A 25,219-nucleotide genomic window follows, 5' to 3' on the forward strand; every position below is an offset into this window, starting at 1 on the left:
TCCTCTCAGCTCAGACGAAGATCGACTTGACGGTGACGTAGGCATCGAGGCTGTCGGGCCCGAGCTCGCGTCCCACACCGCTGCCTTTGACACCGCCGAAGGGGGCATCGTGCACGACGTTGTACCGGTTGACGCCGATCGTGCCGGTCTCCACTCGGCGAGCCAGTGCCAGCCCGCGTTCGGCGTCGGCAGTGAACACGCTTCCCGCCAGGCCGTAGTCGGAATCGTTGGCGATCGTGACCGCCTCGTCCTCGGTGTCGAACGGGATCACGACCAGCACCGGGCCGAAGATCTCTTCCCTGGCGATGGACATCGAGTTGTCCACGTCCCGGAAGACGGTCGGCTGCACGTAGTAGCCGGTGGCCTTCTCGACGAGTCCGCCGTGCGCGACGACCGCGCCTTCTTCGATGCCGCGACGCAGGTAGCTTGTCACCTTCTCGTACTGGCGCACGCTCGAGACCGGGCCGAAAGCGGTGTTCGGGTCGAACGGGTCACCGACCGAATACTGGTCGATGGCCTTGGACAGGGCCGCGATCACCTCTTCGTAGCGGGACCGCGCGGCGAGGATACGAGTCTGGGAATAGCAGACCTGCCCGGAGATCGGCAGGATGAACGACAGCAGATTGGCGGTGAACGCCTCGATATCGGCGTCTTCGAGCAGGATCGCCGCGGACTTGCCGCCGAGCTCGAGTGTGACGGACTTGAACGCCTCGCCCGCGACTCGTCCGATCGCCCTGCCCGCTGCCGTGGAGCCGGTGAACGCGATCTTGCGGACCAGCGGATGCGCCACGAGCGCTGCGCCGGTTTCCTGTCCGCCGGTCACGATGTTGACGACCCCGGGCGGGATTCCTGCCTCGGTGACGGCCTCGGCGAGGTAGACCATGTCCAGGGAGGTCTCCGGCGCCGGTTTGATCACCACCGTGCAGCCCGCCGCCAACGCCGGGCCCAGCTTCCAGCTCAGCAACGCCAGCGGTCCGTTCCACGGGACGATGAGCGCCGCGACGCCGATCGGCTCGCGGCGGACCAGAGTGGTGGTGCCGTCGGCCGACGGGTAGCCGACTTCGGCTTCGAATTCACGGGCCAGTCCGGCGAAATACCGGTAGGCCGAGACCGGGACGATGTCGCTGGCGTACTTGGAGAACGAGATCGGCGTGCCGTTCTGTTCGGTCACCAACGCGGTGATCGCCTCGCCGCGGCGCTCCAAGGCGTCGGCGAGCGCGTCGATCAGCTCGCCGCGGCGTTGCGCAGTGGTGGCGGCCCAGCCGGGCAATGCGTCGTGAGCGGCGCGCGCGGCCGCGTCGACGTCGGCGGCATTGCTGTCGGAAATGGTGCCGATGACCTGTTCGGTGGCTGGATTGACCACCTCGATCACCCCGGTGCCGGTGGCGGCGACCGATTCACCACCGATGAAGTTCTGGGTGGTTCTGCTCAACGGACTCTCCTGGTGTTCACACCCGGCGCGGTCATGCTCGACCGACGGGCAGGGACGACAACTGATTGGTGAAAAGGCTGGCCGGACGTACCGGATCACCGGCGAGTTTCAAACTCACGTTCCGCTCGTGCAGTTCCTCGAACAGGATCTGCGTTTCCAGCCGAGCGATGTGGTTGCCGAGACAGTGGTGCACACCGCCGCCGCCGAACGCCATGTGCGGGTTGGGGCTTCGATCCACGAGGTAGCGATCGGGATCGTGGAACACGTCCTCGTCACGATTGGCGGAGGTGAACCACTGCAGTACGGTCTGGCCTTCGCGGATGAGCTGTCCACCGACTTCGACGTCTTCGAGCGCGGTGCGCGCGGTGTAGTTGATCGGAGTGACCATGCGCAGGAACTCTTCGACCGCGAGCCTTGTCTGTCCGGCTCCGATCGCGGTGTGCACGCTCTGGGCGACGGTGGGGTCCTCGACCATCATCCGCATGGCCTGCGACATCAGCGTGCCGGTCGTCTCGAAGCCGGCCAAGGTGATGACGGAGACGAACTTCATGTACTCCTCGTCGGTGAGCAGCACACCGTGGTCGTCGGTGGCGGTGTTGAGCGCCGACATCAGATCGTCACCGGGCTCGCGGCGCTTGACCTCACGCCGTTCGAACACGAACGCGGCCAACGATTGCAAGCCACGGTAGTGGCGTTGCATGCCGTCTTCGGCGTCCATCGAGAAGACATCGATGGCGGAGGAGAGGATGGCTTCCCGGCCGGCCTGATCGTCGACGCCCAGGATCGCGGCGATGACCAATCCGGGAATCCTGATCGCGACGTCCTGAGCGAAATCGAACTCGTCCTTGTCCTGCACTTCGTTCAGCACGTCGCGTACGACCTCCCTGATCCACCCGTCGAATCGCTTCACCACCCGCGGGGTGAAGCTTTTCGACACCAGTTTCCGCAGCCGCGTGTGCTGGGGCGGATCGGTGACGGTGAGCATGTTGCGCTGCGCCTCCAGGGTTTCCGGCGGCGGCGGCGGATAGAGGTCACCGCGTTCGACGGTGAATCGCGCGTAGTCCTGCGAGATCTGGGCGATGTCGCGGTGCTTGGTCAGCGCCCAGTACCCGCCGGTCTGCGGCTCGTGCCAGGAAATGGGAGCGTTGGCCCGCAGATCGGCGAACGTACCGTGCGGCACTCCGTCGATCCACGCCCGCGGATCGACGAGATCGCTCACCTCGATGGTGTGGATGGTGCTCATTGGGACTCGCTTTCGATCCGGATGGCCAGTACGGGGCAGATGTTGGCGGCGTGTTCGACGTGGGCGCGCTGGGCCTCCCCTGGCGCCTGGTCCCAGACGAGGGTGTCCTCGTCGTCGAAGTCGAAGACCTCCGGCGCGGCCAGGACGCACTGGCCGTGGTCCTCGCACTTGTCCAGGTCGACAATTACTTTCATCATTTCTTCCTTGGGTGTTCGATGCGCACTGTGCACACCGGGCGTGGCCGGGTGGGGGCGTGGCGCGCTGCCGCCGGCGGGGGTGATCGGTGCCGGCACCGTGCTAGGCCCCGGTCTTGGTTTCCTTGCCGCCGATCTGGCCCGCGAGCTGATCGAGCAGACGCTGGGTGCTCGGCGCGAGGAACAGCTTGTTCTGTGCCGCCCACTCGCGTTCGAGCTGATCGGCGAAGGAACTCGACGAAGACGCGAGCAGGAGGCGCTTGACCGCGCGCAGGGTCTGATCGGCGCCTCCGTGCAGGGCTTCGGCGCGGGTGTGCGCGGCTTCCATCAGTTCCTGCGGCTCCACCACTTGCTGTACCAGTCCCAGTTCCAGCGCCTCCTCGGCGCCGATACTCGTTGTCCTGGTCAGGATCTCGTAGGCGCGGGTGGCTCCGACGATGCGTGGGAGCACCCAGGTGAGCCCGAATTCGGGTGCGACACCGATACGTTGGAAATTCGGAGCGAATTTGGCGGTGGAGGCCATGATGCGGATGTCGTGCAACATCGCCACGGCGAACCCGCCGCCGGCGGCGGCGCCGTTGATCGCCGCGATCGTGGGCACACCGATGGAGCTGAACCTGAGTGCCCAGCGTCCGACACCGAGATGATCGTCGCGGATCTGACCGCCCGAGGACCGGTCGATGCCGGTTCGTCCGCCGAGTGCCTCGGTGCCGAGTTCGCCGAGGTCGATGACCGATCCCTCGCCACCGCGACGCAGTGATTGCAGATCACCGCCCGCGCAATAGACCCGTCCCGCGCCGGTGGTGATGATCGAGCGCGTCGCCCCGTCGCCGTCGGCATGTTCGGCGTATTCCAACAGCAGCGCGAGCAGTTCCCCGCCGATCGCGTTGTGCCGATCAGGACGGTCGAGGGTCAGCACGACCGAATCGCGCGCGTAGGTGCGTTTGACGTCCCTGTCGTGGTCGGTTTCGCTCATCGTCGAGGCCTCCGTGACTCCAGTCCATGCGCGCGAGCGTCCCATGTCGACTCGGTGACGCCGATCCCGCGAAGTTTGTTCTTCTGCAGTTTTCCGTTGATGGTTCGTTCCAATTCCGCGCGGAACTCGATGTAGCGCGGCACCGCGAAATAGGGCAGATTCTGCTGCGCCCACTCCCAGATCTGGCGTTCGGTGCACACCGATCCCGATGCGCGAACGGCGGTGAGTTTGATGCTGTCCTCCGTGATCCCGACGTCCACCGCGTGGACGGCGACCTCGGCCAATTCCGGATGGCGCGCGAAGACCGATTCGACCTCGAACGAGGAGATGTTCTCGCCCTTGTTTCGCAGGTAGTCCTGTTTGCGGTCGACGAAATACAGGCACCCGTCGCGCACATAGCCGAGGTCGCCGGTGTGCATCCACAGATTCCGCCACGCCTCGACCGTCGCGTCGGGCCGGTTCCAGTAGCCCTCGAACATCACGTGCGCCATCTTCGGGCGGTAGGCGATCTCACCGACCTCGCCGTCTTGGAGGGGGTTGTCCTCGTCATCGAGAATCGCCACGTCGAAAGCCTGGGATTCGATGCGGCCGTTGGAGTCCGCGGGTGGAAGCGGCTGATCGATGCGCGCGGTGGCCAAGCGGCTTCCTTCGGTCTGGCCGTAGGCGAAGGAGTTGAGAAACCCAACCCCGAATCGCTCGGTCCACACCCTCTGCAGTTCCGTCGGCAGCTTCGTGCCGGTCACACTGCGCAGTTGGCCGCGGCACCGCTTCTCCTCCTCCGTCTCCGGCTGCGCGGCGAGCAGCGGAAAGATCGTGGAGAACAGCAAGGCACTCGTCGCACCGGAGCGCTCTACCTGCGACCAGAATTTCGAGACCGAGAATCGCGGATAGATCGCGATCCGGCAGCCGGACAGCAGTGCACTGGTCACCTCGGCGAGGGCGCTGGTATGGAACAGCGGCAAGCAGGTGTACTTGACCTCGTCGGCGGCCGGCGGAATGGCCAGGTTGGTCTGGTGACCGACGTGCAGGATGAAGTTGTGACTGATCATGCAGCCCTTGGAAGGGCCGGTGGTCCCGGAGGTGTAGCACAGCATCGACAGATCACCGGGACGGACCGCGGCAGCGGCCTCGGGCCGAGCCGGATTCGCTCCGCGATGATCGTCCAGCGAGGCCACACGCAACGAGCTTTCATGCCCTGTTCCGGTGTCGCCACGGACGAGTACCGTCCGCAGAGAGATCAGTTCCTCGTCGAGTGCGGTGAGATTGCCCAGGTACTGCGCGTCCACGATAGCCAGCCGCGCCGTGCTGTCGTTGACCTGGTGCTGGAGGAAGCCCCCGCGGTAGGAGGTGTTCAGAGGTACCCAGATGGCCCCGAGTTTGTTGATCGCGAACCACGCGATCAACAGGTCCGCGGAGTTGTCCAACACCGTGACGACGGTGTCACCCGAGGTTATCCCCCACTGCGCCGCGAGATCGTTGGCCATCAGGTTCGACAGTTGTTCGGCTTGCGCGAACGTCGTCGTCTGCCCATCGAAGTCGAGATACACCCGATCCGGCATCGACGTCGCGGCCCGCTCGAGGGCGGCAACCACGGTGTCCGGCTGCCATTCGCGAACGACAAGAGGGGTCTGTGAAGTCATCGACATCACCTTTACGCTGACCCTTTCGATAACGGTGACCTAAGCCACACTGCTTTCTGGCACTCATCGTCTCAAAAATAATTCGGCATGTAAAGACGAAGTTACCGATCAACCTTTCCTCGCCGTAGCAACTATCGAGCATCGGGCTCAAACGCTCACTTCCGCCGCCAGCTCGCGCTGGTATCGCACGATCGCGCGGTTCATGTTGAACGCGATCGCGGCGATCGGAGTGCCCCGGCGACGCCCTTCGATCAGGATCGCCCGTTTGGAGGGTCGATCCTCGATGACCGTGAATTCATCGGCCGCCCGCAGCAGGCCGACGGACTTGATCTTGAGGTCGTATTGATCCGACCAGAACGAGGGCACCGACCGGATCGCCGCCCGAGACACTCCTCGCGGACGGAGGAGGTTGCCCGCGACGACGTCGGCCATGTCTCGGGCGTTGGACCAGTGTTCGATACATGCCGCGTCCTGCGCGTGCGGATGCGGCCAGGACGCGACGTCGCCTACCGCGAACACAGAGTCGATCGGATCGCCGGCGGAGTTCAACACCGCGCCGGTGTCGTCGCATACCAGCGTGCCGCCACGCAACATCAGACCGGAACCCTCGAGCCATTCGGTGTTGGCGATCGATCCGATCGCCACCAGGACCACGTCGGCGGGCAACCGCGTACCGTCATCGAGTTCGACGGCGCGCACGCGTTCGTCTCCCACGATCCTGTCCACGCCCCGCTCCAGGAAGAAGCGGACGCCATGTTCCTCGTGAGCTGCGCGAGCGTACGCCGCGGCTTGCGGGCCGAGCACCGTCATCGGCGCCGAGGCGACATCCACCACGTCGACCGCGATGTCGGCCCCGCGCAGCGTCGCGGCGGCCTCGCAGCCGATGAACCCGGCCCCGATCACCACGACCCGCTTTGCTTCTACGAGATCGCGGCGCAGATCGGCCACGTCGTCGAGGGAGCGAATGGTGTGCACTCCGCGGCTGGGCACGGCACCGCGCCAGCCGCGCGAACGCCTGCCGGTCGCCACGACCAATGACTCGCAATCGAGCGTTGACCCATCCGTGAGAGCAACGGTCCGCGCCCCTGCATCCAGTCCGCGCGCTGCCACCCCCAGGCGCCACTGCACGTCTTCGATCTCGCCGGCGAGCATGCACTGCTCGGCGGAGTAACTGCCACCAAGCAACTGCTTGGACAACGGCGGACGGTCGTAGGGCCGATGAAGTTCGTCTCCGATCACCGTGATCGTTCCGGGGAAACCTCCCCTCCGCAGTGACTGAGCGCACCGAAAACCGCCGAGACCTGCGCCGACGATGACCACATCACGTGGAAGCATGACTTATCTCCGATTTGTCCGGCCTCCGCGATCGCGCGCGACACCCTCGGCGAACGACGCACCGAACACACGGAGAAATAGTTTTGACACGTATCGTCTTAATATTCCTCGTAGCGTTGATCCGGTGTCAACACCCCCGAGGACCGGGCGCCCAAAGTGCACACCCGGTGCCACAGCGACGGATGGGGCGAACTGCGACCCGAGAGTCGGCAGTCTTCGGCATTGGACGTCGAGCGTCGGTGATCAGTCTGTGCCGGGCTGGGTATTCTGAGACGGATTGGATGTAATCGTTGACCACTAGTCGGACGAAGAGGGACAGCGTGCGGGACGAGGACGGCGATGCTTCAGCAGCAGGAACGATCGAAGCAGTGAAGGTCGAGTCGCGGGGTCGAGGGCGTCCCCGCAAACAGATCGATCTGAGCGCGGTGGCCGACGCAGCGGCGTTACTGTTCAACGAGGAGGGATACGACGCGGTCTCCATCGAGGCCGTCGCCGAAGAACTTTCCGTATCCCGCGCAACGCTGTATCGCGCGGTGTCCACCAAGGAAGGCCTTCTCGGACTTCTGTTCGAACGCAGTACCGACGACCTCTACCGGACCGCATCGGACGTGCTGTCCTCCACGAAGGATCCCAGCGAGGCGCTGTTCGGGCTTATCCGGGTGCAGGTCCATGCCGCCATCCGCATGCGCAGCTACCTTTCGGTGTTCTTCGGCGGGGCCGGGCTCCCCCCTGACGCGTACGCGCGGTGGCGCAAGTGGTCCCGCAAATACGAGGCGGTATGGGCGAAAGCGGTACGCCAAGCAATGGACGCCGGGGTCCTCGAGCCGGGTGATCCGAAAGTCACCACCCGCCTCCTGCTCGGCATGGTCATATGGGTCAGTCGATGGTACAACCCGGCCCTGGACACCACTCCCGATCAGATCGCTGACGAAGCCATCCGCCTCATCCGCCGCAACCAGAACCTCGGCTGAGGACGAACGCGCCGACACCTCTACTGCCACACTTGACGCTCGGGCATCTTTGCCGACCCCGTATTCGGTAGGTGCCATCGGCTCGCCGACGGGTCACCTGCCGACGATCGCTTCCTCGCCGGTAGAACAGCGAGCATCTCCCGCTCCTGCGATGAGTTGTGATGCCACCGCACTGCCATCCGGACGGCGAGAATTCTCGCCCGATGACTGCCGCCTCACTCGTGCCGTCGCCGCTTCCCGGCGCAGACCGGCGTCGACGGGTACGGCGACAGGTCCCATCTAAAAGACATAAGTAATCTCAAAAATATTTTCCGAATCACCCACACGGTTCCCTTGGTCCGATACCGTGTGACAGGTCACATACAATCCTCGCATCCGCCGACTGCCTCCACGTGGGCGTTCGACTCACTTTCACCTGAGGCGAGGGAAAACTACTCGCGCGCCCTTCAGATCGGTTGCGCACCATCAGCATTCAAGGGAGTGTTCTCGATGTCTGTCCGAAAGTCCGCTGTGGTGATGTTGCTACTGGGGACACTACTGGTCGTCGGGGCCGTGGTCGTCAGATTCGCGGTCTTACCTTCGATCACCAAGCTGCCCGATGACCTCAGCCAGTCTCAAAAATACGAGGGAACGATGCAGGCGCTCAACGCCCGATCCTTCGCTTCAGGGGACCTGGCCAACCTGCTGACTCCCGTGCTGCCGATCACCGCTGATCGCTCGCTGACAGTGGACGCGGTCGACGGCGACACGGCGATCGTCACCAGCAAGGCAGTGATCACCCTGCCCGATTCCTCGACACAGAACGATGTGCACACCTACGCAGTCAGCCGGATCGACTATTCCCCTGTCCAAATCTCCGATGACCAGCGCACCGCTCTGATTCCGACGGACAAACAGTCCAGCTTCGAACCGCATTCCGGCCTGGCCTTCAGCTGGCCGATGGACCCGCCCAAGAACGGCACTGCACTCTACGACTCGGTTACCCGTACCGCCCAGCCCGCGACCTACCTCGACGAGACCGAGCTGCAGGGCAGGCAGGTCTACAACTACCGCATCGACGCCGCGGGCCCGATCACCAGCCCGATCGTGCTGGCCCAGTTCAAGGACTTCCCGACCCAGTTGCCAAAGACGTTGCTGACAGGCCTGCTGCAAGTCGGCGTCGTCCCCGAGCAATCGCGTGCGACGCTCGCCGAGGCACTGCCCACACTGCCCGACCTGGTACCGATCGGATTCGGTAGCACCAACCAGATCCAGGCGGCCGTGGACTCGGAGTTCGGTGCGCCGCTGCAGGTCAATCAAACCCAAGGCATGTACGTCACAGTATCCACTGGTGGCCGCGATCTGCCGGCCCTCCCGTTGTCGATCGTTTCATTACATACTGCCGATTCCGAAGTCTCCGCATCCGCCGACACCTTGTCCAAGAACTCCACCCTGCTCTCCCTGCTCGGCCTGTGGTTACCTCTTGTCGCAGCCGTCGCCGGTGTCGGGCTCCTCACATTCGGCTTCCTTCGCCGCAAGCCTTCTGTCTGACCGTGGGGGTGCGCCAGCACACGGTGATCGGCCACGAAGTGGGATTGAGCGGCGCGTGTCATCAGGAAGGCACCGTGCAGGTGTACACCGAGCACGATGTCCCAGTCGGCCTCTGTCATCTTGTGTGGCAGGCTGTCACGGGTCACGCCGGCATTGTTGACCAGCACGTGCAGGCCGCCTAGGTCGGCAACCACTGCGGCCATGGCCGCATCCACCGACTCTGCGTCCGAGACGTCGCAGACCAGACCGACCGACGCAGAGCCGGTTTCGGCGGTAATGGTCTTCGCAGCGGTCGTGGCGGCCTCGACGTCCAGGTCGAGCACCGCTACGGCGGCGCATTCCTCGGCCAGGCGCAGAGCGGTGCCCAAGCCGATCACCGGTGACCACAGCCAGCTTCGAATCGAAGCGTCCTGCTGCCACGGTGTCCTCCTGGATGTTCGGTGAGTGTTCGATGGATGCGGGGATCAGAAGATGCCGGCGTCGCGACCGCCGCCGTCGACACTGATCCGCTGCCCCGTCACGTAACCGGAGCCGTCGGAGAGCAGGAACTCGACCACACCGGCCACGTCGTCGGGTCGGCAGACCCGGCCGAACGGAGCGGCGGCGTCGAGGTCCTCGATCTCGGCGCCGGCCGAGGCCCGGACCAGGCGGCGCCCCATCTCGGTCATCACCAGGCCGGGGGCCACGATGTTGGCACGGACCCCGTGCTCGCGTTCCTTGCGTGCTACGGTCAGCACGCAGGTCTCCATCGCGGCCTTGGCCATCGTGTAGGGAGCGGCGTGAGCTGGGGTCAGCGGCACGGTGCTGCTGGAGATCATCACCACATCACCTCGTCCAGCGGCCCGCAGATCTGGCAGTAGCGCCTGGAGCAGGGCGATCGGACCCAGCGCGTGCACCTGAAGCTGGGCCGTGAAGTCCGCCGTCGAGGTGCGGGCCACGGTGGCTCCTTTGCTCGCGGAGCCGGCGTTGCTGATCAGTGCGTCTATCGGTCCGAGCCGGTCCCGGATTGCGGCCGCCAGCTGCTCGCCGGCACCGGGGGCACCGATCTCGGCGGCGAACGCTTCTGCATGACCGCCGGCGGCCCGGATCTCCTCGACAACATCGGCCGCGGCGTCCGCAGCGCGTCGGTAATTCACCGCCACGGTGGCACCGGCGGCGCCGAGACGGAGCGCGATGCCTCGCCCGACTCCGCGCGACGCGCCGGTAACCAGCACCGTGCGGCCTGCCAGGGGGCTCATGCGCCCACCAGCCGTCGGCCGATGAGGTCCTTCATCACCTCGTTGGCGCCGCCGTAGATCCGCTGGACCCGGGCGTCCCGCCACATCCTGGCAATCGGATACTCCTCCATGTAGCCGTAGCCGCCGAAGAGCTGGAGAACCCGGTCTATCACGCCCCATTGGAGCTCGGTGGCCTTGTACTTGCAGCCTGCGGCCTCCTCAGCACTCAGGCTGCCGTCGTCGACCGCCAGCACGCAGCGGTCCACGTACGTCTGCATTACGGCGATGTCGGTATGCAGCTCGGCCAGGGTCATCCGGACCGACTGCAGTTGGGCAATTGGTCCACCGAACGCGATGCGCTCGGTCAGATACGCCAGGGCGAGGTCGAATGCCACCCGGGCGGAAGAGACCGCGGAGACCGCGATCGAGAGCCGCTCCCGGGGCAGGTTGGTGATCGCGCCGGAGAGTCCGCGGCCCGCCTCGCCGACCAGGTTGGACGCCGGCACCCGGCACTCGTCGAAGAAGAGCTCGGCAGTGTCCTGGCCACGTCGGCCGATCTTGTGCATCGGGTTGCCGCGTTTGAAACCAGTGGTGCCGTATTCGACCGCGATCAGGCTGGTGCCGCGGCCGTCGCGCTCGCCGGTACGGGCCAGCACGATGGCCAGATCGCACGTGGCACCTGAGGTGATGAATGTCTTGGAGCCGTTGAGCACGTACTCGTCGCCCTCGCGGCGCGCGGTGGTGGTGATCGCGGCCAGGTCGGAGCCGGCGCCCGGTTCGCTCATGCCCAGGGAGACCACCAGTTCACCGGCGGTGAACCGGGGCACCCAGCGGGCCCGCTGCTCGTCGGTGGCCAGGTCGCGCAGGTACGGCACGATGATGTCGTTCTGCATGCTGAACAGGTCGGCGGCCATCCCGGAGGCGACGACCTCCTCGGTCATCACCGCGTTGTACCGGAAGTCGTCGATACCCAGTCCGCCCAGCGAGAGGTCGAATTCGAAGCCCAGGAACCCGGCTTGTCCGGCTGCCTTCACGAAGGCGCGGTCCGGGGTGCCAGCGGCCTCCCACGAGGCTACGTGCGGTACGGCCTCGCGGTCCAGGAAGGCCCGGAAGGCGCTGCGGAACTCCTCGTGCCAGGGCTGGTACACGGTCCTACGCATCGACGGTCTCCTTGGTACGGGCCACCAGCGAGGCCGGGGGTGTGAATCGCTCCCCGTGCCGCGCGGCCAATTCCTGGGCTCGGGCGACGAAGCCGATGAACACTTCGTGGGGCATGGGTCCTCTTTCCACTCCGGTAGCCGAGCAACCGGGACAGGCGGGATCAGGTCGGTCGCAAGGGGCCTCCGGCGGGTGGCCCGGCGACTTGAAGCGTCCCAACTCCACCCCGACACTGTCAATATTTAAACAAGAATTAATATTAACGTATTTGTCTTATCGCTGGTCTAACGAAGAAAATACTCTAGAATTGCAAGTTACATTCGGTGGCCCGGATCCGGAAACGCCAGGTGGACGGTGACGCCAGGCCACCGTCCACTGAACGCTGCGGAACGGAACTTCAGAAGCGTTCGTCGGGTCCTGGTGCGAAGGGCCCGAAGGTGGCCGGTCGGCGCTCCAGGAACGACAACACTCCCTCACGTGCATCCGACGAGCGCAACCGGCTCGCGTACACCCGGGACTCGACCTCGGAGGCCTGGCGTGGCGTGGCGTGGCGCCACGAGTCCATGAGCAGCCGCTTCGCCAATGCCACCGACGTGGGTGACGTGTCGGTGACGAACTGGTGTGCGTAGGCAACGGCGTGCTCCAGCACCTCCTCCGGCGGTACGACTCGGGTGATCAGGCCCGCAGTGAGCGCCTCGTCGGCGCCGAAGATGCGACCGGACAGCAGCCAGTCGGCGGCCGTCGCAAGCCCGACCAGTCGCGGCAGGTACCACGAGGACGCGCTCTCGGGCACCACGCCGCGGCGGGTGAAGACGAACCCGAAGCGGGCGGTCGAGCTGACGATCTTGACGTCACACGCCGCGATGATCGAGGCGCCGCCACCGACCGCGTCCCCGTTCACTGCAGCGATCACCGGGGTGCTCATGTCGAACAGCCGCTCGCTGACCCGGCCGCCCGGCTCGCGGTACCCCGTCGGCGTATGCCCTGGCGTGTCCTCCTCGAGCGCCGCGATCAGCGTGTCCGGTCCGTGCAATTCGGCGCCGACGCAGAACGAGGCGCCGGCACCGGTCAGCAGCACCACTCGCACTTCCGGGTCACGATCGGCCCGGTCGAGCGCGTCGGCGAGATCTCGCAACATTTGGTTGCGCAACGCATTGCGTCGTTCCGGCGCGTCCAGAGTGATCACGGCCATCCCGTCGTCGACCCGGTAGTCGATCTCCTCGTACTTCCGGTCGCCCGCCTCGGCGCCCATCACAGACCGCCTGAGCACACCAGCACCTGCCCGGTGATGTAGCTCGACTCCGGGGCGCAGAGCAGATAAACGGCGCCGGCCGCCTCCTCGACCGTGCCGGCCCGGCCCAGTGCGATCTGTGCGGTCGCCCTCTCGTGCACGGCCGGATTGATGCCGACCTTGATGGTGCGCCCGTCCACGTCGATGGTCTGTTCCTCGGTGGTGACAGCGGTCAACCGGGTGGTGATCACACCATAGGCCACCGCATTGACGGTCACGTTGTAGCGACCCCATTCCTTCGCGAGCGTCTTGGTCATGCCCACCAGGCCTGCCTTGGCGGTGGAGTAGTTGACCTGCCCCGGGTTTCCGTAAAGGCCGGAAGTCGAGGACGTGTTGACCACCTTGCGGTTAGGGACCACGAGACCTTCGGCGCGCTCCTTCTTCACGGCCGCACTGATCACTGGCTGCGCGGCGCGCAGGATCCGGAACGGGGCACGCAGGTGCACATCGAGAATGTCGTCGAACTGCTGGTCGGTCATCTTCTGGACGACGTTGTCCCACGTGTAGCCCGCGTTGTTCACAATGATGTCGACGCCACCGAAGGTATCGACGGCCGTGCCGATGAAGCGGTCGGCGAAGTCCAGGTCCGTGACACTTCCGACGACGGCCACCGCCTCACCGCCCGCGGCCTCGATGGCGGCCACCACCTCCTTCGCCGATGCATCGTCCAGGTCGTTCACGACAACCCGCGCACCTTCTGCGGCCAGCTTCTGCGCGACAGCTCGGCCGATGCCCCGCCCCGAGCCCGAGACGAGCGCGACCCTCCGGTTCAGCTTTCCACTCACAAGACACCTCCACGATTGGGTTCCAAGGTCGATTCGTGAACGGTAATTTCAGTTAGGTCACTGAGTCAACAGGCGTGTTTAGTCGTAAATAACCCATTTCATGTTAATATTGCATCTGCTAACTTGAAGAGACTTCAACTGACTTCACCGCCAACCGCTGGAGAGCGTCAATGAGCACTCGCGACACGCGCACCGTCACCATCACCGGAGTGGGCATGGTGCCCTTCGCCAAGCCAGGCGCCAGTGAGAACTACGACGTCATGGGCGCTACCGCCGCACGCCAGGCCCTGGCCGATGCGGGCATCAGTTACACCGACGTCCAACAGGCGTACGTCGGCTACGTCTACGGGGACTCGACCTGCGGGCAGGCTGCGCTGTACGGGGTCGGCCTGTCCGGCATCCCGATCGTGAACGTGAACAACAACTGTTCCACCGGCTCCACTGCGCTTTGGCTCGCTCGTCAGGCCGTCGCGTCGGGCACGGCCGACTGCGTGCTGGCACTGGGATTCGAGCAGATGCGCCCGGGCGCCCTGGTCAACGTTTGGGACGACCGACCCAGCCCCACGACCCGTGGCGAGATGATCACCACCGCCCAGCCCGGCGGCGATCTGCCCGCACCAGTAGCCGCCAAGACCTTCGGCGGGGCCGGCGTCGCCTACATGGAGAAGTACGGGATCCTCCCGGAGACTTTCGGCCGGGTGTCGGTCAAGGCACGAAGCCACGCCACCCGAAACCCGCTCGCCGTCTTCCGCGACCCCATCGACCTGGACAAAGTGATGGGCTCCAAGCAGATCTGGGGCCCACTCACCCTGCTGATGTGCTGTCCACCGACCAACGGTGCCGCCGCAGCCGTGGTGATGAGCGAGGAGTTCGCCCGTTCCAAGGGGCTGGACGCGTCGATCAGGCTCCGCAGCCAGGCGCTGGTCACCGATGTCGCGGGCACGTTCGACGACAACGACATGATGAAGGTCGTCGGATACGAGATGACCCGCGAGGCCGCCCGTCAGGTGTACGAGGACTCGGGTGTCGATCCGCTGGACATTCCTGTGGTGGAGCTGCACGACTGCTTCGCGACCAACGAGCTGATCACCTACGAGGGTCTCGGCCTCACCCCGGAGGGCACGGCCGAAAAGTTCGTGCTCGCCGGCGACAACACCTACGGCGGGCGGGTTGTCACCAACCCGTCCGGCGGCCTCCTCTCCAAGGGGCACCCGCTGGGTGCAACCGGTCTTGCGCAGTGCGCCGAGCTGGTCTGGCAGTTGCGCGGCCAGGCCGGCGACCGCCAGGTGGAGGGCGCCACGCTCGCGCTCCAGCACAACATCGGCCTCGGCGGCGCCGCCGTGGTCTCCCTCTACGAAAAGATCTCCTGATGCCCCTCGACGCCTCCATCCTTCAGCGCACCGACACCACGGTCGAGGTGACCGTGGAACGCGGCCGGATTCAGCAGTTCGCCAAGGCCATCGGCGAGAAGGACCCGGTCTACTCCGACCTGGACGCCGCCCGCGCGGCCGGCCACCCAGACCTGCTCGCGCCGCCGACCTTCCTGTTCGGCTTGGAGCTCGAGCGCTCCGATGTCTTCGACGTGCTCGGTGAGTACGGCGTGGACCTGAGCCAGGTGCTGCACGGCGAGCAGTCGTTCCGCTACTTCGAGCCGGTGCACGCTGGCGACACAGTGGTCTTCGCCCCGTCGTACGTGGACCTGTACTCCAAGGCCGGCGGCAGCCTCGACTTCCTCGTCCGACGCTGCGAGGTGCTGCGTGACGGCAGCAAGGTCGCCGAACTGGAGTCCACCACTGTCGTCAAGAACGGAGGGATCGCCTCGTGAGCACGCCGGACATCACCATCCCGGACCTCGAGCCGGGTCCGATCACCCGCACCACCCTGGCCCTGTTCGCCGGTGCCTCGGGTGACCACAACCCGATCCACATCGATCTGGACGCAGCAAAGGCCGCGGGCCTGGACGACGTGTTCGCCCACGGCATGCTGTCGATGGCCTACCTGGGCCGGCTGCTCACCGACGCGGTGCCGCAGTCGCGGCTCCGCGAGCTGTCCACCCGGTTCACCGCGATCACGCCCGTCCTGGCCGAGCCCCGGTTGAGTGCAGAGGTGGTACCCGAGGAGAGCACCGAAGCGGCAGTCGTGCTGCGGTTGAGCGCCGTCCTATCCGATGGCACCCGGACCATGAGCGGGCACGCAGTGCTCTCCCCCGCGTGATCCGACCGACTGCACAGGGCGCGGCTCCCCGCCACCCGGTGTTGGCCAGCGGCCTGCCCGGCAGCGCCGCCTGGATGGACCCTGCTCACCGAGGGCGTGCGTCCGCTGGTGCCGGGGTGTCTCGGTGTCGACGAGGCCGGTGCCGAGTGCACCCGGCACGGCCTTTTCGTGGTCACCCAGCAGCTGGAGTTCGGCAATCCGCCGGGGACCCCCGGGTGACGGGAGCGGCGGCGGCCCGTCGCCTGCTCGATGAAGGTGATGGTGATCGGCAATACCTCCGGGCCTCCCGCAGGGAGCCGCGCTGTCGTTCCAGTGCTCCAGCGGGCAAACACGGTGGCGCAGTGCGGGTATGTATTTCAGCAACACCGAACCGCTACCCTGGAAATTGGCTATACGCGTATAGCTAACGAGAAGGCTGCCTCATAACACAGCGACAGGGCTCAGGCGAGCCCCGGAAGGGTGAGCTTCGTGTACACCATCGATGGCGTGATGCAGGTCGTCGACCGGCATCCTGTACTGTTCGTTGCATTGGCTTTCGCAACATATGGGTTCGGCTTCGCGCAGTACCTGACAAGCATGTACATGCAGATCAGGAACAAGGACTGTCCGTTCTTCTTCTGGCAGCATGCCTGGTACTTCGGCCACGATCTCACCTTCGTCCTTCTCTTCAGCATGTGGTTCTTCCAGGTCGACCACTGGCTGTTCAAGCTCCTATGGGCAGGCTGCGTCACTTTCGTCGCGATCGAGATCTACTCGCTTCAACTCGTGGTCAGGAACGAACGCCAATCGGTGTTTGGCCGGTACTACACCGAGCCTGTGTCCGCACGAACGGCCTGGATTCGAGGAATCGCAGCATATTCGGCCGGCGTCATCCTGTTCATGGTCATCCGCGCGGCAATCGGTGACGTCATGTGCCTGGTACTCATGATGTCGACCAACGCCACCCTTGCAATCGCGACGCAGTTCAAGCTCGAGGAGACGAAGGTCCGCCAGCCGGGGATCATCGCGCTGGCATGGTTCACCCTTCTCGGCACGATTCTGACCTTCATGCCGCCCGGGTACGGGTTCTTCAGCACCGCCGTCACCGCGCTCGACGCGCCGTGGTTCTACGTCCTCGGCGCGTTGAGCACCGTGTGCGCCCTTCGGTTCGTCATCCTCGCCCATCGCATGCCCAAGCAGGGTTCACCCCATGAACCCGTTCCGACGGCACCCGACACGGCCGGACGCCCGACGGCGTCTGCATAGCCGTCGTCAAGTCGCCGCAGTCTCGTGCACGCGCACGCCGTCCGACCCCAAACAGGTGACAACATGCCCGCCGAACCCGCTGCATCCGCGAAGGCCCGCATCGCCCGAGCTGCACGGTACTTGCTACTGGAGTCGGGGTTCACGAAGATGAGCTACACGAAAATTGCGGACGCGAGCGGCGTCGATCGACCGCTCGTGCAGTACCACTTTCCGAGGAAGGAGATCTTCCTCCTCGATTTCCTCGACGACCTGCTCGCCGCAACACGTGACCATGTCCGTAGCCACTATCCCGAGTTGACAGATCCGCTTTCGACTCTCTACGTCATCGGCCAACTGCATTTCGGGACAATCCTTCTCGAGGATCGAATCCGGCTGGTGACACTGGACATCGTGAAGAACCGGGAACTCACCGCGCGCATCATTCGATTCAATGAGCAATGGGTCGCGTCGTTCCTCGGTTCCGAGGAGCTGTCGGCAGCCGAGTCGCTCTCGGACGATGTCACGCTGATCTTGGGGGGGATGTACGAACTCGTGTACCGGTATACGTCCGAAGGGAATTCGCTCGACGTGGCGGGGCTCATGCTTCGGGTGGTCAGCGTATTCGGGTCAAGCGTTCGCGACGTGCCACCCAATGTTGTTCGTGCGACACTCACCAGTCACGCGATCCCCGAAAACGAGCTGAAGAGCTTCTGCCGCGAGCTTCTCGGCCGCGCCATCGCTTGACCGCAGCCCGCGAAGGTTTGGCTGCAGGTTGTCGATAGACCGCGGCCCCGGGAACTATCGACTCCCTGGGCCGCGGTCAATCACGGCACCAGCACGGCGCGGCCGCGGATGTCGCCGACCTTGAGGCGACGGAACGCCTCCAGTGCATCGACCAGTGGGAAGGTCTCCACCTCGATAGAGATGCGACTCTCCTGGGCGAGCCGGACACAGGCCTCGAGGTCCGCGCGTGTGCCACCGTAGGAGCTCCGCAACCAGGCGCCCCAGGGCCAGCCGCGGCCGGTTCGAGCTCGGGCGCTGACCGGTACCGCACCACCACCGAGCCCCAGGACCTGGCACATCCCACCTGGTGCGACCGAGTTGACGGCCGTCGTTGTGGTGGCGGCGTTGCCGACGAAGTCGAAGACCGCGTCGGCACCCAGGCCGCCCGTCAGCTCCAACACCCGCCCGGCGGCGTCCGGGCCGGCCTTAACCACTTCGTGGGCCCCCAGGTCCAAGGCCGCCTTCAGGCGCAATTCGTCCACGTCGAGGGCCACGATCCGCACGTCGGGCACCGTCGCGAGAATCTGCACCCCCACGTGCCCCAGGCCACCGATACCGATGACCAGGGCCGTGGCACCCGGACGCAGCACCGATCGGGACCGGTCGATGGCGTGGTACGGCGTCATCGCGGCATCAGCGAGCGGTGCCGCGGTCACCGGGTCCAGGTTCCCGATGGGCAGCAGATATCGGGCCGGCACCCGCATCAGCTCGGCCATTCCTCCGTCGGGGCCGAGCCCGGGTGCTGGCGGTTGTGCGCGGCGGCCGGTGGCGACGCACAGATTGTCGTCACCTCGCCGGCATGCGATGCACTCGCCGCACGACCAGCACAGGTGCACGACCGCGCTGTCCCCGGGTGACCACCCGGAGACCTGCTCCCCCATCTCCACGACGTGCCCGGTGACCTCGTGGCCGAGCACGACCGGCCGGCGGAACATCGGGCGCTCCGACTCGACCACGTGCAGATCGGAATGGCAGATGCCGGCCCCGGCGACCTGGAGGAGCACGTCCTCGGGTCCGGCCACCGGGTCCGGGACCTCGTGGACGCGGAGGTCGCGAGGTCCGACGAGTTGTACGGCTTTCATGGGCAGGTCACCTGAACTCGTAGCCTGCGTAGGAGGTGTCCTCGACCGCGGTCAGCTTGGTGTTCAGGCCGATCAGACCGCCGTCGTAATGGCGGAACACGATCTTCTTGCCCGGTGTATTGGTGCCGTATGTGTAGTCGATCTTCTCCTCGGCAGCCAGGGAAGCGCTGTTCAGCTCATACACGTGGTCGGTCCACTCCTGTGCCGCCTCGCGGGTGGCCTCCACCCGGCTCGCACCACGACGCACCGCCTCACCGAGTACGCCGGTGACGAAGTCGACCTGACGCTCTGACATGCGGGGCACATTGCCGCCGGAACTGTGCGGCCCGACCAGGAAGAACAGGTTCGGGAAGCCCGGGGCGGCGGCGCCGACGAACGTGAAAGGTCCCTCCTCCCACTCTGCCTTGAGCGATGCACCACCGGCGGTGATGTCGATCCGGTCGTAGGCGCCCGTGATCGCGTCGAAGCCGGTGGCATAGATGATGACATCGAAATCCTCTGCGCCGGCTGTAGTCTCCAACCCCGTCTCGGTGACCCTGGTGATCGGGGTCGTTCGCAGGTCGACCAGGTTCACGTTGGGCCGGTTGTAGACCTCGTAGTAGTTGGTCTCGAACGGCGGGCGCTTGGCCCCGTATCCATGGTCGGGGACCAGGAGGTCGGCCACCGCCGGATCTTGGACGCGGTTGCGGATCTTGCCCTCCAGGAAGTCGCTGAACTCCCGGTTGTAGGTCTTGTCGGTCATCACCTGCAGGTAGTTGCCCAGCAGCTTGGAAAAGCCCGGTGTCTTGTACAGCTGCTCCCAGAACTCCAGACGCTCCGCACGGCTGACCGAACCCGCCTCTACCGGAGCGAAACTGTGCGCGAACCCGGCGAAGGAGCCCTTCAGCGTCTCGTGCATCTGGTCCATGTCGGACTTGATCTGCTCCTGCTCCTCGTCGGTGATGGGCGCGTTGTTGAGCGGCGAGCACCAGTTGGGAGTGCGCTGGTAGATGGTCAGCGAGTCGACAACATCGGCGATCTCGGAGATCACCTGGACTCCGGACGATCCGGTGCCGATCACAGCCACCTTCTTGCCCGCGAAATCGATTCCCGCCCGGGGCCACAGGCCGGTGTGCGCCGAGACGCCGCGGAAGTCCTCGATGCCGGGGACCGCGGGAAACTGGGGCGCCGACAGCATGCCGACACCGGTGATCACGAAACGTGCGTGGATCAGGTCACCATTCGCGGTGGTCACCCACCAGGTACTGGTGTCCTCGTCGAAGTCCATCGCGGAGACCCGGGTGTCGAAGGTGATGTACTTGCGCAGGTCGAAACGGTCTACCACGTGGTTGAGGTAGCGCTCGATCTCGGGCTGACCGGCGAAATGTTCCGACCAGGACCATTCCTCCCGTAGTTCCTTCGAGAAGAAGTAGGCATAGGTGTAGGACTCGGAATCGAAGCGAGCGCCGGGATACCTGTTCCAGTACCAGGTGCCGCCGACTCCGTCGCCGGCCTCCACTACCGCAACGGAGAGGTCGGTCATCGTCAGCCGGTACAGCTGGTAGATCCCGGAGATGCCGGCACCGATGACGAGCACATCAAGCGTGCCCTCGGGCGCGGGGGTGGTCTGGGTGGTGTTCATTGCAGTGTTCCGTTCTGGGTTGTGCTCAGCCGAGCGCACGGATGAAGGCGCCGGCGCGCTCGATCGACGCGGCGGCCTCGGGGAGCCGGCCGAGCAGGATCTGGTGCACGTGCGGCATGCCTTCCTCGACCTGCACCTCGACCCGGCCACCGGCGGCGCGGACCTTATCGGCGATGCGCGCGGTGTCGTCGAAGAGAATCTCCTCGGTGCCGATCTGCACCAGCAGCGGCGGCAGTCCGACCAGGTCGGCGTACAGCGGTGAGGCCAGCGGGTTGGTGCGATCCCCCGCTCCGAGGTACGCGGTCGCGTTGGCGTCGAGCTGGTCCTTGGTGACCAACACGTCGCGCCCGGACCGGTCGGCCATGCTGGCGCTGCCCTGGGTCAGGTCGGCCCATGGCGAGAATGCGACGGCACCGAGCGGGGTCGAGATGCCGGCCTCGCGTGCTGCCAGCAGGGTGGCGAGCACGAGACCGCCGCCGGCGGAGTCCCCGGCCACCACGACCTTTGCCCCGCCGCGCTCCTGTACCAGAGCCCGGAGCGCCGCGGTGGCGTCGTCGAGGGCGGCGGGGAACAGGTGCTCCGGGGCGCGTCGGTAGTCGAGCACGAACACCTCGGCGCCCGACGCGACGGCCAGCGCACCACCCAGGGGTGCGTGGCTTTCACTGGAGCCGAACTGGAAACCCCCGCCGTGCAGGTAGAGCACGGCATGGGAGTTGGCCCCAGCCCCGGCGGGACGGAACCACACACCCGGCACGCCACCCACCACGCCCTCAGTGCGGGTCACACCATCGGGGAGACCCGCCTTCCCCATGCTCGTGTCGTACCCGGAGCGCACTTCTTCAAGAGTGGCATCTTGAGTCGCAAAAGAATAAGCGTCGATAACTGCGTCGATCACACGCTGTTCGGGCACAGCGTCCTCCTCTGAAATGAATCCCTCAGCGGGGCACTCGCCGGAGGTTGCTCTCGACACTCCGGATCTCCGCTGACAGATAAGAGATGAGATGTGGGTGCTGGTTGACAACCGGGGACAGGGACCCGGAGTAATGCGGCTCCACTGGCGGCCAATCTGTGGCGACCGTCACATATTCTATCCGATTTGGTCGGTCAGTAAGTAGAATTTTAATTAACAATTCAAGGTTGACTCGTGAGGGTCGAATCCGCCGACTTCACGTAGTCGTCCAGATTCGGGACCCGGGTCATGTTCCAGTACTGCAAGACCGTCCACGGTGAATTGGTGACCACCCGTCCGGAGGAATTGCGGTAGTAGCTCTCGACGCCATCCAGCGCGAACACCATGCCGCGGTTGGCGGCATCCAGGCGTTCGTTGTAGTCCACGTACACCTCTTCGCGTACCTCGACAGCAGCGATGCCGTCTCGCGCCATGGCCACCAGAAGATCGGTGACATACCGCACCTGGGCCTCGGCAAGGTTGTAGTAACTGCCGCCGGGGGGGTTGGTGTTCGGGCCGAACAGGTAGAAGAGGTTCGGGTAACCGGGACTGGTCAGACCCAGGTAGGCGCGCGCGTTGTCGTCGTGCCACTCCGCACGCAGTTCGCGGCCGTCGACGCCGGACACCTCCAGCGGGTACAGGTAGCGCTGCTGCTGGAATCCGGTGCACAGAACCAGCACATCGAGTTCCACCTCGTCGCCGGCGGTCGTGACGACACCAGTGGGGGTCACCTGGGCGATCCCGCTGCGGACCAGGTCGATGTCGTCGCGCTTGAGCACGTCGAACCACCCGTTGTCGAGGAGAATGCGCCGACCGAACGGCGGGAACGTCGGGGTGCACGCCTCGACCAGGTCCGGGCGGTCGTGCAAGCGTCCAACCATGTAGTCGGTGTAGAAGCGTCGCAACGCTTCGCTGTACTTGTTCACCGAGTTCTGGCTGGTATCCCACTCCGGGTCCACCTCGAGCGCGGGGAACATTCCCTCGGTATACATCCAGTAGAGCCGGAATCGGTTCCACTCCCAGTAGAACGGGACGTTGGCGAGCAGCCAGTGGTCGGCCTCGGAGACCTGCTGGAAGTAGAGGTCGTTGGGCGCCACCCAGTGCGCCGAGCGCTGGAAGACCACCAGGTGCGCGGTCTTGTCGACCACCGCGGGCACCACCTGCATGGCGCTGGCGCCCGACCCGATCACACCGACGCGCTTGCCCGTGAGATCCAGGCCCTCCGGCCACTGCGCCGAATGCGCCACCTCCCCGGCGAAGGTCTCCAATCCGGGGAACTCCGGGATCTTTGGGCGATTGTGCAGTCCCACCGCGGTGACCAGGGCAGATGCTTCGAGGGTCTCCTCGCCCTGTGGCGTCGTCATGGACAGCACCCACCGGTGCCGCTCGGCGTCCCATCGGGCGCTGCGGACGTCTACCCCGAACCGGATGGCATCGCGGACACCCCATTCGTGTGAGGTGTCGACCAGGTATTCGGCGATCTCGTCCCGCTGGGCGAAGTGCTCGCTCCACTGTTTGGCACCGAACGAGAAGGAGTAGAGGTTGGTCGGCACGTCGACGCGAGCACCCGGATAGCGGTTCTCCCACCAGGTACCGCCGACCTCGGAGTTCTTCTCCAGCACGATGTGCGGGATGCCGGCCGCCTTGAGACTGCGCGCGGTGGCGAGTCCGGACACTCCGGCGCCGATCACAGCAACGGAGAACTCCCGCCCGGCCAGTTGCCGATGCACCGACTCGGGCCGGTAGGGGCGCAGCCCCACCTGCTCGCTGACCATCGGCGCGTAGTCCTCCGACACCGGCGCACCCAGGCACTGGCTCATCAGCGCGCTCATCATGCTCAGGTCTGGGGCGGGCAGTTCGGGCTCCAATTCCCCCTTCTGCCAGCGGGACACCGTAACCACGGCGGCGGCGCGGATCTCGGCCTGCACATCCGCGCCGAGCCCACCGCTGGGATCCTCGACGAACCCGACAGGGCGGGAGGGTCGGTAGCGCTCCTCCAGCCAGCGGAGGTCACCGGTGAGCTGGACGAGGACCGGCAGCAGCAACGGGATGGCCGCCTGCTCGATCATCGCGGTCAGATCGACCTGGTCGCTTTCGTCGCTTCTCTGAGCTTTCATCACACGCCTCGACAGTGATTGGTTTCGGGAAGACGTTCGCGGCAGTCAGCAGGCCCAGGCGTCGGACGCCGCGCACAGCGTCCGGACCGCCTCGGTGACCTTCTCGGGCGCTTCGTTCATTGGCTGGATGGTGAGCAGGTCGAGCCCGGCACGCTGGAACGCGCTTAGCCGTTCGGTCACCTCGTCCGGAGTTCCGATCAGGGTCGTCTCGCGGACGAACTCGTCCGGGACGGCGGCCACGGCCTCGGGAACCCGGCCGGAGAGATAGGCGTCCTGGATACGGTCGGCCTCGGGTCCGTACCCGTACCGGTGGGCGAGGTCGTGGTAGAAGTTCTGTTTCCTCGAGCCCATGCCGCCCACGTAGAGCGCCAGCTGCGCACGGGCCTTTTCGAACTCGACGGTGGTGTCAGGGCCGACAGCGACCGGCACCCGGGCGACGATTTCCAGCGGCGCCAGGTCGGACGCGCGTTCGGCTGCGCCTGCAGCCAGGTCGGCGCCCCACACATCCTCGGCGCGACCGGGGTGGAAGAAGATCGGCTCCCACGCGTCGGCCTTCGCGGCCGCCATGCGGACGGTCTTCGGACCGGTGCCAGCCACCGAGATCGGGATGTTCGGGCGGACCGGCTTCTGGATCAGCTTGAGCGGCGGATAGCCCGCAGATCGTGGAATGGTCCATTTCGGACCTTCGTGCACCAACTTCTCCCGCCGCCACACTGTCCGGCACAGGTCAATCGTCTCCGAGATACGTTCCAGGGGGGCGTCGTAGGCGACGCCATGGAAGCCGTCCACGACTTGAGGGCCGGAGGCTCCGAGCCCGAGCCGGAACCGACCTTCGGAGCTGAAGTCCAGGCCCGCCGCGGTCATCGCCAACAGGGTAGGGGTCCGGGTGTGCACCGGCAGAATTCCCGTGGCCAGCTCGACGGTGCGGGTCCGCGCGGCAAGGAAGCCGAGCTGACTCACCGCGTCGAAGGTGTACGCCTCCGAGACGGTCACCGACTCCAGACCGTCGTCCTCTAGGGCCGCGAGCCGATCTCCAGCCTCACTCAGTCGTCCGACAACCCCGATCAGCAGGCCGATCCTGACCCGACGCGCCATCTTGATCCCCGTCCAGAACTAGAAGTAAGAATAACCAGATTGGACGCTACCAAGCTATTTGCGGCTTGAAAAGGGGATAAAGACTGGAGATCATCCGAAATGTTAATTCACATCGATGGATTCGGACATGACACATGGGGTGCGGACAGTGAGCGCGCAGAACGCCACCTCACCACGGGGCTCGTCGAGAACGTGGACGGCCGGCGCCACTCCGCCGCCGGGCGACGCCGGCGCCGCGCGCAGCAGCGCGGGGCGCACCGTCACCTCGTACTCGATGACCTCGTGCCAGTAGACCAACTCTGGCGCTCGAGTCGTGTGGGGCCAGGCCGGCGGCGCCAGGGCCCCCAGGGCGACGGAGCGCC

General features: G+C 65.5%; 24 protein-coding genes and 1 pseudogene. 7 read left to right on the forward strand and 18 right to left on the reverse strand.

The window, feature by feature from the left end:
- Positions 1–10: 10 nt before the first annotated feature.
- The 6 genes from ACT86A_RS22215 to ACT86A_RS22240 form a co-directional block, all read right to left on the reverse strand.
- The gene (locus ACT86A_RS22215) at positions 11–1,432 is read right to left on the reverse strand and encodes an aldehyde dehydrogenase (RefSeq protein ID WP_445094116.1); all 1,422 of its coding nucleotides are present in this window, start codon (positions 1,430–1,432) and stop codon (positions 11–13) included.
- A 31-nt stretch (positions 1,433–1,463) separates the two neighbouring features.
- Positions 1,464–2,675 carry a cytochrome P450 gene (locus ACT86A_RS22220; protein WP_445094117.1) on the reverse strand — a complete coding sequence of 404 codons (1,212 nt, stop codon included), beginning with the start codon at positions 2,673–2,675 and terminating at the stop codon, positions 1,464–1,466.
- Positions 2,672–2,869 carry a ferredoxin gene (locus ACT86A_RS22225; protein ID WP_445094118.1) on the reverse strand — a complete coding sequence of 66 codons (198 nt, stop codon included), beginning with the start codon at positions 2,867–2,869 and terminating at the stop codon, positions 2,672–2,674. The genes ACT86A_RS22220 and ACT86A_RS22225 overlap by 4 nt, the downstream gene beginning before the upstream one ends.
- Positions 2,870–2,972: 103 nt before the next feature.
- Positions 2,973–3,845, reverse strand: coding sequence for an enoyl-CoA hydratase/isomerase family protein (locus tag ACT86A_RS22230; protein ID WP_445094119.1), 873 nt, complete (start codon positions 3,843–3,845; stop codon positions 2,973–2,975).
- Positions 3,842–5,485: an AMP-binding protein gene (locus ACT86A_RS22235; protein ID WP_445094120.1), complete on the reverse strand. Its 1,644-nt coding sequence runs from the start codon at positions 5,483–5,485 to the stop codon at positions 3,842–3,844. Before ACT86A_RS22235 ends, ACT86A_RS22230 begins: the two co-directional genes overlap by 4 nt.
- Before the next feature lie 147 nt (positions 5,486–5,632).
- Complete coding sequence (locus ACT86A_RS22240; protein ID WP_445094121.1) at positions 5,633–6,820, reverse strand: NAD(P)/FAD-dependent oxidoreductase; 1,188 nt, start codon at positions 6,818–6,820, stop codon at positions 5,633–5,635.
- Between the two features lie 368 nt (positions 6,821–7,188).
- Here ACT86A_RS22240 and ACT86A_RS22245 point away from each other — a divergent pair, with 368 nt between their 5' ends.
- Positions 7,189–7,791: a TetR/AcrR family transcriptional regulator gene (locus tag ACT86A_RS22245; protein ID WP_445094122.1), complete on the forward strand. Its 603-nt coding sequence runs from the start codon at positions 7,189–7,191 to the stop codon at positions 7,789–7,791.
- A gap of 489 nt (positions 7,792–8,280) precedes the next feature.
- Positions 8,281–9,321, forward strand: coding sequence for a porin PorA family protein (locus tag ACT86A_RS22250; RefSeq protein WP_445094123.1), 1,041 nt, complete (start codon positions 8,281–8,283; stop codon positions 9,319–9,321).
- A 38-nt stretch (positions 9,322–9,359) separates the two neighbouring features.
- On the opposite strand, the pseudogene ACT86A_RS22255 reads toward ACT86A_RS22250, so the two are convergent.
- The 6 genes and pseudogenes from ACT86A_RS22255 to ACT86A_RS22280 all read right to left on the reverse strand — a co-directional run.
- A pseudogene (locus ACT86A_RS22255) lies at positions 9,360–9,698 on the reverse strand (SDR family NAD(P)-dependent oxidoreductase); the annotation flags it as partial.
- 87 nt (positions 9,699–9,785) lie between these two features.
- Positions 9,786–10,559: an SDR family NAD(P)-dependent oxidoreductase gene (locus ACT86A_RS22260; RefSeq protein WP_445094124.1), complete on the reverse strand. Its 774-nt coding sequence runs from the start codon at positions 10,557–10,559 to the stop codon at positions 9,786–9,788.
- Complete coding sequence (locus ACT86A_RS22265) at positions 10,556–11,698, reverse strand: acyl-CoA dehydrogenase family protein (protein WP_445094125.1); 1,143 nt, start codon at positions 11,696–11,698, stop codon at positions 10,556–10,558. Before ACT86A_RS22265 ends, ACT86A_RS22260 begins: the two co-directional genes overlap by 4 nt.
- Complete coding sequence (locus ACT86A_RS22270; RefSeq protein ID WP_445094126.1) at positions 11,691–11,813, reverse strand: hypothetical protein; 123 nt, start codon at positions 11,811–11,813, stop codon at positions 11,691–11,693. Before ACT86A_RS22270 ends, ACT86A_RS22265 begins: the two co-directional genes overlap by 8 nt.
- Before the next feature lie 280 nt (positions 11,814–12,093).
- Entirely contained in the window at positions 12,094–12,966 is an 873-nt protein-coding gene (locus tag ACT86A_RS22275) for an enoyl-CoA hydratase-related protein (protein WP_445094127.1), read from the reverse strand.
- Positions 12,948–13,772: an SDR family NAD(P)-dependent oxidoreductase gene (locus ACT86A_RS22280; protein WP_445094128.1), complete on the reverse strand. Its 825-nt coding sequence runs from the start codon at positions 13,770–13,772 to the stop codon at positions 12,948–12,950. The genes ACT86A_RS22275 and ACT86A_RS22280 overlap by 19 nt, the downstream gene beginning before the upstream one ends.
- 170 nt (positions 13,773–13,942) lie before the next feature.
- On the opposite strand from ACT86A_RS22280, the gene ACT86A_RS22285 reads away from it, so the two are divergent.
- The 5 genes from ACT86A_RS22285 (at position 13,943) to ACT86A_RS22305 (ending at position 17,954) form a co-directional block, all read left to right on the forward strand.
- Entirely contained in the window at positions 13,943–15,142 is a 1,200-nt protein-coding gene (locus ACT86A_RS22285) for a lipid-transfer protein (RefSeq protein WP_445094129.1), read from the forward strand.
- Positions 15,142–15,597 carry a MaoC family dehydratase N-terminal domain-containing protein gene (locus ACT86A_RS22290; protein WP_445094130.1) on the forward strand — a complete coding sequence of 152 codons (456 nt, stop codon included), beginning with the start codon at positions 15,142–15,144 and terminating at the stop codon, positions 15,595–15,597. The genes ACT86A_RS22285 and ACT86A_RS22290 overlap by 1 nt, the downstream gene beginning before the upstream one ends.
- Positions 15,594–15,986, forward strand: coding sequence for a MaoC/PaaZ C-terminal domain-containing protein (locus ACT86A_RS22295; protein ID WP_445094131.1), 393 nt, complete (start codon positions 15,594–15,596; stop codon positions 15,984–15,986). The genes ACT86A_RS22290 and ACT86A_RS22295 overlap by 4 nt, the downstream gene beginning before the upstream one ends.
- Before the next feature lie 468 nt (positions 15,987–16,454).
- The gene (locus ACT86A_RS22300; RefSeq protein WP_445094132.1) at positions 16,455–17,231 is read left to right on the forward strand and encodes a hypothetical protein; all 777 of its coding nucleotides are present in this window, start codon (positions 16,455–16,457) and stop codon (positions 17,229–17,231) included.
- A gap of 63 nt (positions 17,232–17,294) precedes the next feature.
- A complete protein-coding gene (locus ACT86A_RS22305) occupies positions 17,295–17,954 on the forward strand; it encodes a TetR/AcrR family transcriptional regulator (protein ID WP_445094133.1) in 660 nt (219 codons plus the stop codon).
- Positions 17,955–18,034: 80 nt separating this feature from the next.
- Here the strand turns inward: ACT86A_RS22305 and ACT86A_RS22310 are convergent, their stop codons facing one another.
- From ACT86A_RS22310 to ACT86A_RS22335, 6 genes are all read right to left on the reverse strand, one after another.
- Positions 18,035–19,075 carry an NAD(P)-dependent alcohol dehydrogenase gene (locus tag ACT86A_RS22310; RefSeq protein WP_445094134.1) on the reverse strand — a complete coding sequence of 347 codons (1,041 nt, stop codon included), beginning with the start codon at positions 19,073–19,075 and terminating at the stop codon, positions 18,035–18,037.
- Between the two features lie 7 nt (positions 19,076–19,082).
- Positions 19,083–20,696, reverse strand: a complete 1,614-nt coding sequence (locus ACT86A_RS22315) for a flavin-containing monooxygenase (RefSeq protein WP_445094135.1) — start codon at positions 20,694–20,696, stop codon at positions 19,083–19,085.
- Positions 20,697–20,721: 25 nt separating this feature from the next.
- Positions 20,722–21,507: an alpha/beta hydrolase gene (locus ACT86A_RS22320; protein WP_445094136.1), complete on the reverse strand. Its 786-nt coding sequence runs from the start codon at positions 21,505–21,507 to the stop codon at positions 20,722–20,724.
- A gap of 320 nt (positions 21,508–21,827) precedes the next feature.
- Complete coding sequence (locus ACT86A_RS22325) at positions 21,828–23,762, reverse strand: flavin-containing monooxygenase (RefSeq protein WP_445094137.1); 1,935 nt, start codon at positions 23,760–23,762, stop codon at positions 21,828–21,830.
- A 45-nt stretch (positions 23,763–23,807) separates the two neighbouring features.
- A complete protein-coding gene (locus tag ACT86A_RS22330) occupies positions 23,808–24,857 on the reverse strand; it encodes an LLM class F420-dependent oxidoreductase (protein WP_445094138.1) in 1,050 nt (349 codons plus the stop codon).
- A 102-nt stretch (positions 24,858–24,959) separates the two neighbouring features.
- On the reverse strand, positions 24,960–25,154 hold the full coding sequence (locus ACT86A_RS22335) for a hypothetical protein (protein ID WP_445094139.1): 195 nt from the start codon (positions 25,152–25,154) through the stop codon (positions 24,960–24,962).
- Positions 25,155–25,219 lie beyond the last annotated feature (65 nt).

This window comes from Nocardia glycosmidis, from assembly GCF_052545115.1.

Excerpts from the sequence above, each read along its gene's own strand:
- ACT86A_RS22310 (WP_445094134.1), bottom strand. The coding sequence starts at position 19,075 with ATGAAAGCCGTACAACTCGTCGGACCTCGCGACCTCCGCGTCCACGAG.
- ACT86A_RS22285 (WP_445094129.1), top strand. The coding sequence starts at position 13,943 with ATGAGCACTCGCGACACGCGCACCGTCACCATCACCGGAGTGGGCATG.
- ACT86A_RS22325 (WP_445094137.1), bottom strand. The coding sequence starts at position 23,762 with ATGAAAGCTCAGAGAAGCGACGAAAGCGACCAGGTCGATCTGACCGCG.
- ACT86A_RS22290 (WP_445094130.1), top strand. The coding sequence starts at position 15,142 with ATGCCCCTCGACGCCTCCATCCTTCAGCGCACCGACACCACGGTCGAG.
- ACT86A_RS22220 (WP_445094117.1), bottom strand. The coding sequence starts at position 2,675 with ATGAGCACCATCCACACCATCGAGGTGAGCGATCTCGTCGATCCGCGG.
- ACT86A_RS22315 (WP_445094135.1), bottom strand. The coding sequence starts at position 20,696 with ATGAACACCACCCAGACCACCCCCGCGCCCGAGGGCACGCTTGATGTG.
- ACT86A_RS22305 (WP_445094133.1), top strand. The coding sequence starts at position 17,295 with ATGCCCGCCGAACCCGCTGCATCCGCGAAGGCCCGCATCGCCCGAGCT.
- ACT86A_RS22260 (WP_445094124.1), bottom strand. The coding sequence starts at position 10,559 with ATGAGCCCCCTGGCAGGCCGCACGGTGCTGGTTACCGGCGCGTCGCGC.
- ACT86A_RS22230 (WP_445094119.1), bottom strand. The coding sequence starts at position 3,845 with ATGAGCGAAACCGACCACGACAGGGACGTCAAACGCACCTACGCGCGC.
- ACT86A_RS22240 (WP_445094121.1), bottom strand. The coding sequence starts at position 6,820 with ATGCTTCCACGTGATGTGGTCATCGTCGGCGCAGGTCTCGGCGGTTTT.
- ACT86A_RS22330 (WP_445094138.1), bottom strand. The coding sequence starts at position 24,857 with ATGGCGCGTCGGGTCAGGATCGGCCTGCTGATCGGGGTTGTCGGACGA.
- ACT86A_RS22235 (WP_445094120.1), bottom strand. The coding sequence starts at position 5,485 with ATGACTTCACAGACCCCTCTTGTCGTTCGCGAATGGCAGCCGGACACC.
- ACT86A_RS22225 (WP_445094118.1), bottom strand. The coding sequence starts at position 2,869 with ATGAAAGTAATTGTCGACCTGGACAAGTGCGAGGACCACGGCCAGTGC.
- ACT86A_RS22250 (WP_445094123.1), top strand. The coding sequence starts at position 8,281 with ATGTCTGTCCGAAAGTCCGCTGTGGTGATGTTGCTACTGGGGACACTA.
- ACT86A_RS22320 (WP_445094136.1), bottom strand. The coding sequence starts at position 21,507 with ATGGGGAAGGCGGGTCTCCCCGATGGTGTGACCCGCACTGAGGGCGTG.
- ACT86A_RS22270 (WP_445094126.1), bottom strand. The coding sequence starts at position 11,813 with ATGCCCCACGAAGTGTTCATCGGCTTCGTCGCCCGAGCCCAGGAATTG.
- ACT86A_RS22265 (WP_445094125.1), bottom strand. The coding sequence starts at position 11,698 with ATGCGTAGGACCGTGTACCAGCCCTGGCACGAGGAGTTCCGCAGCGCC.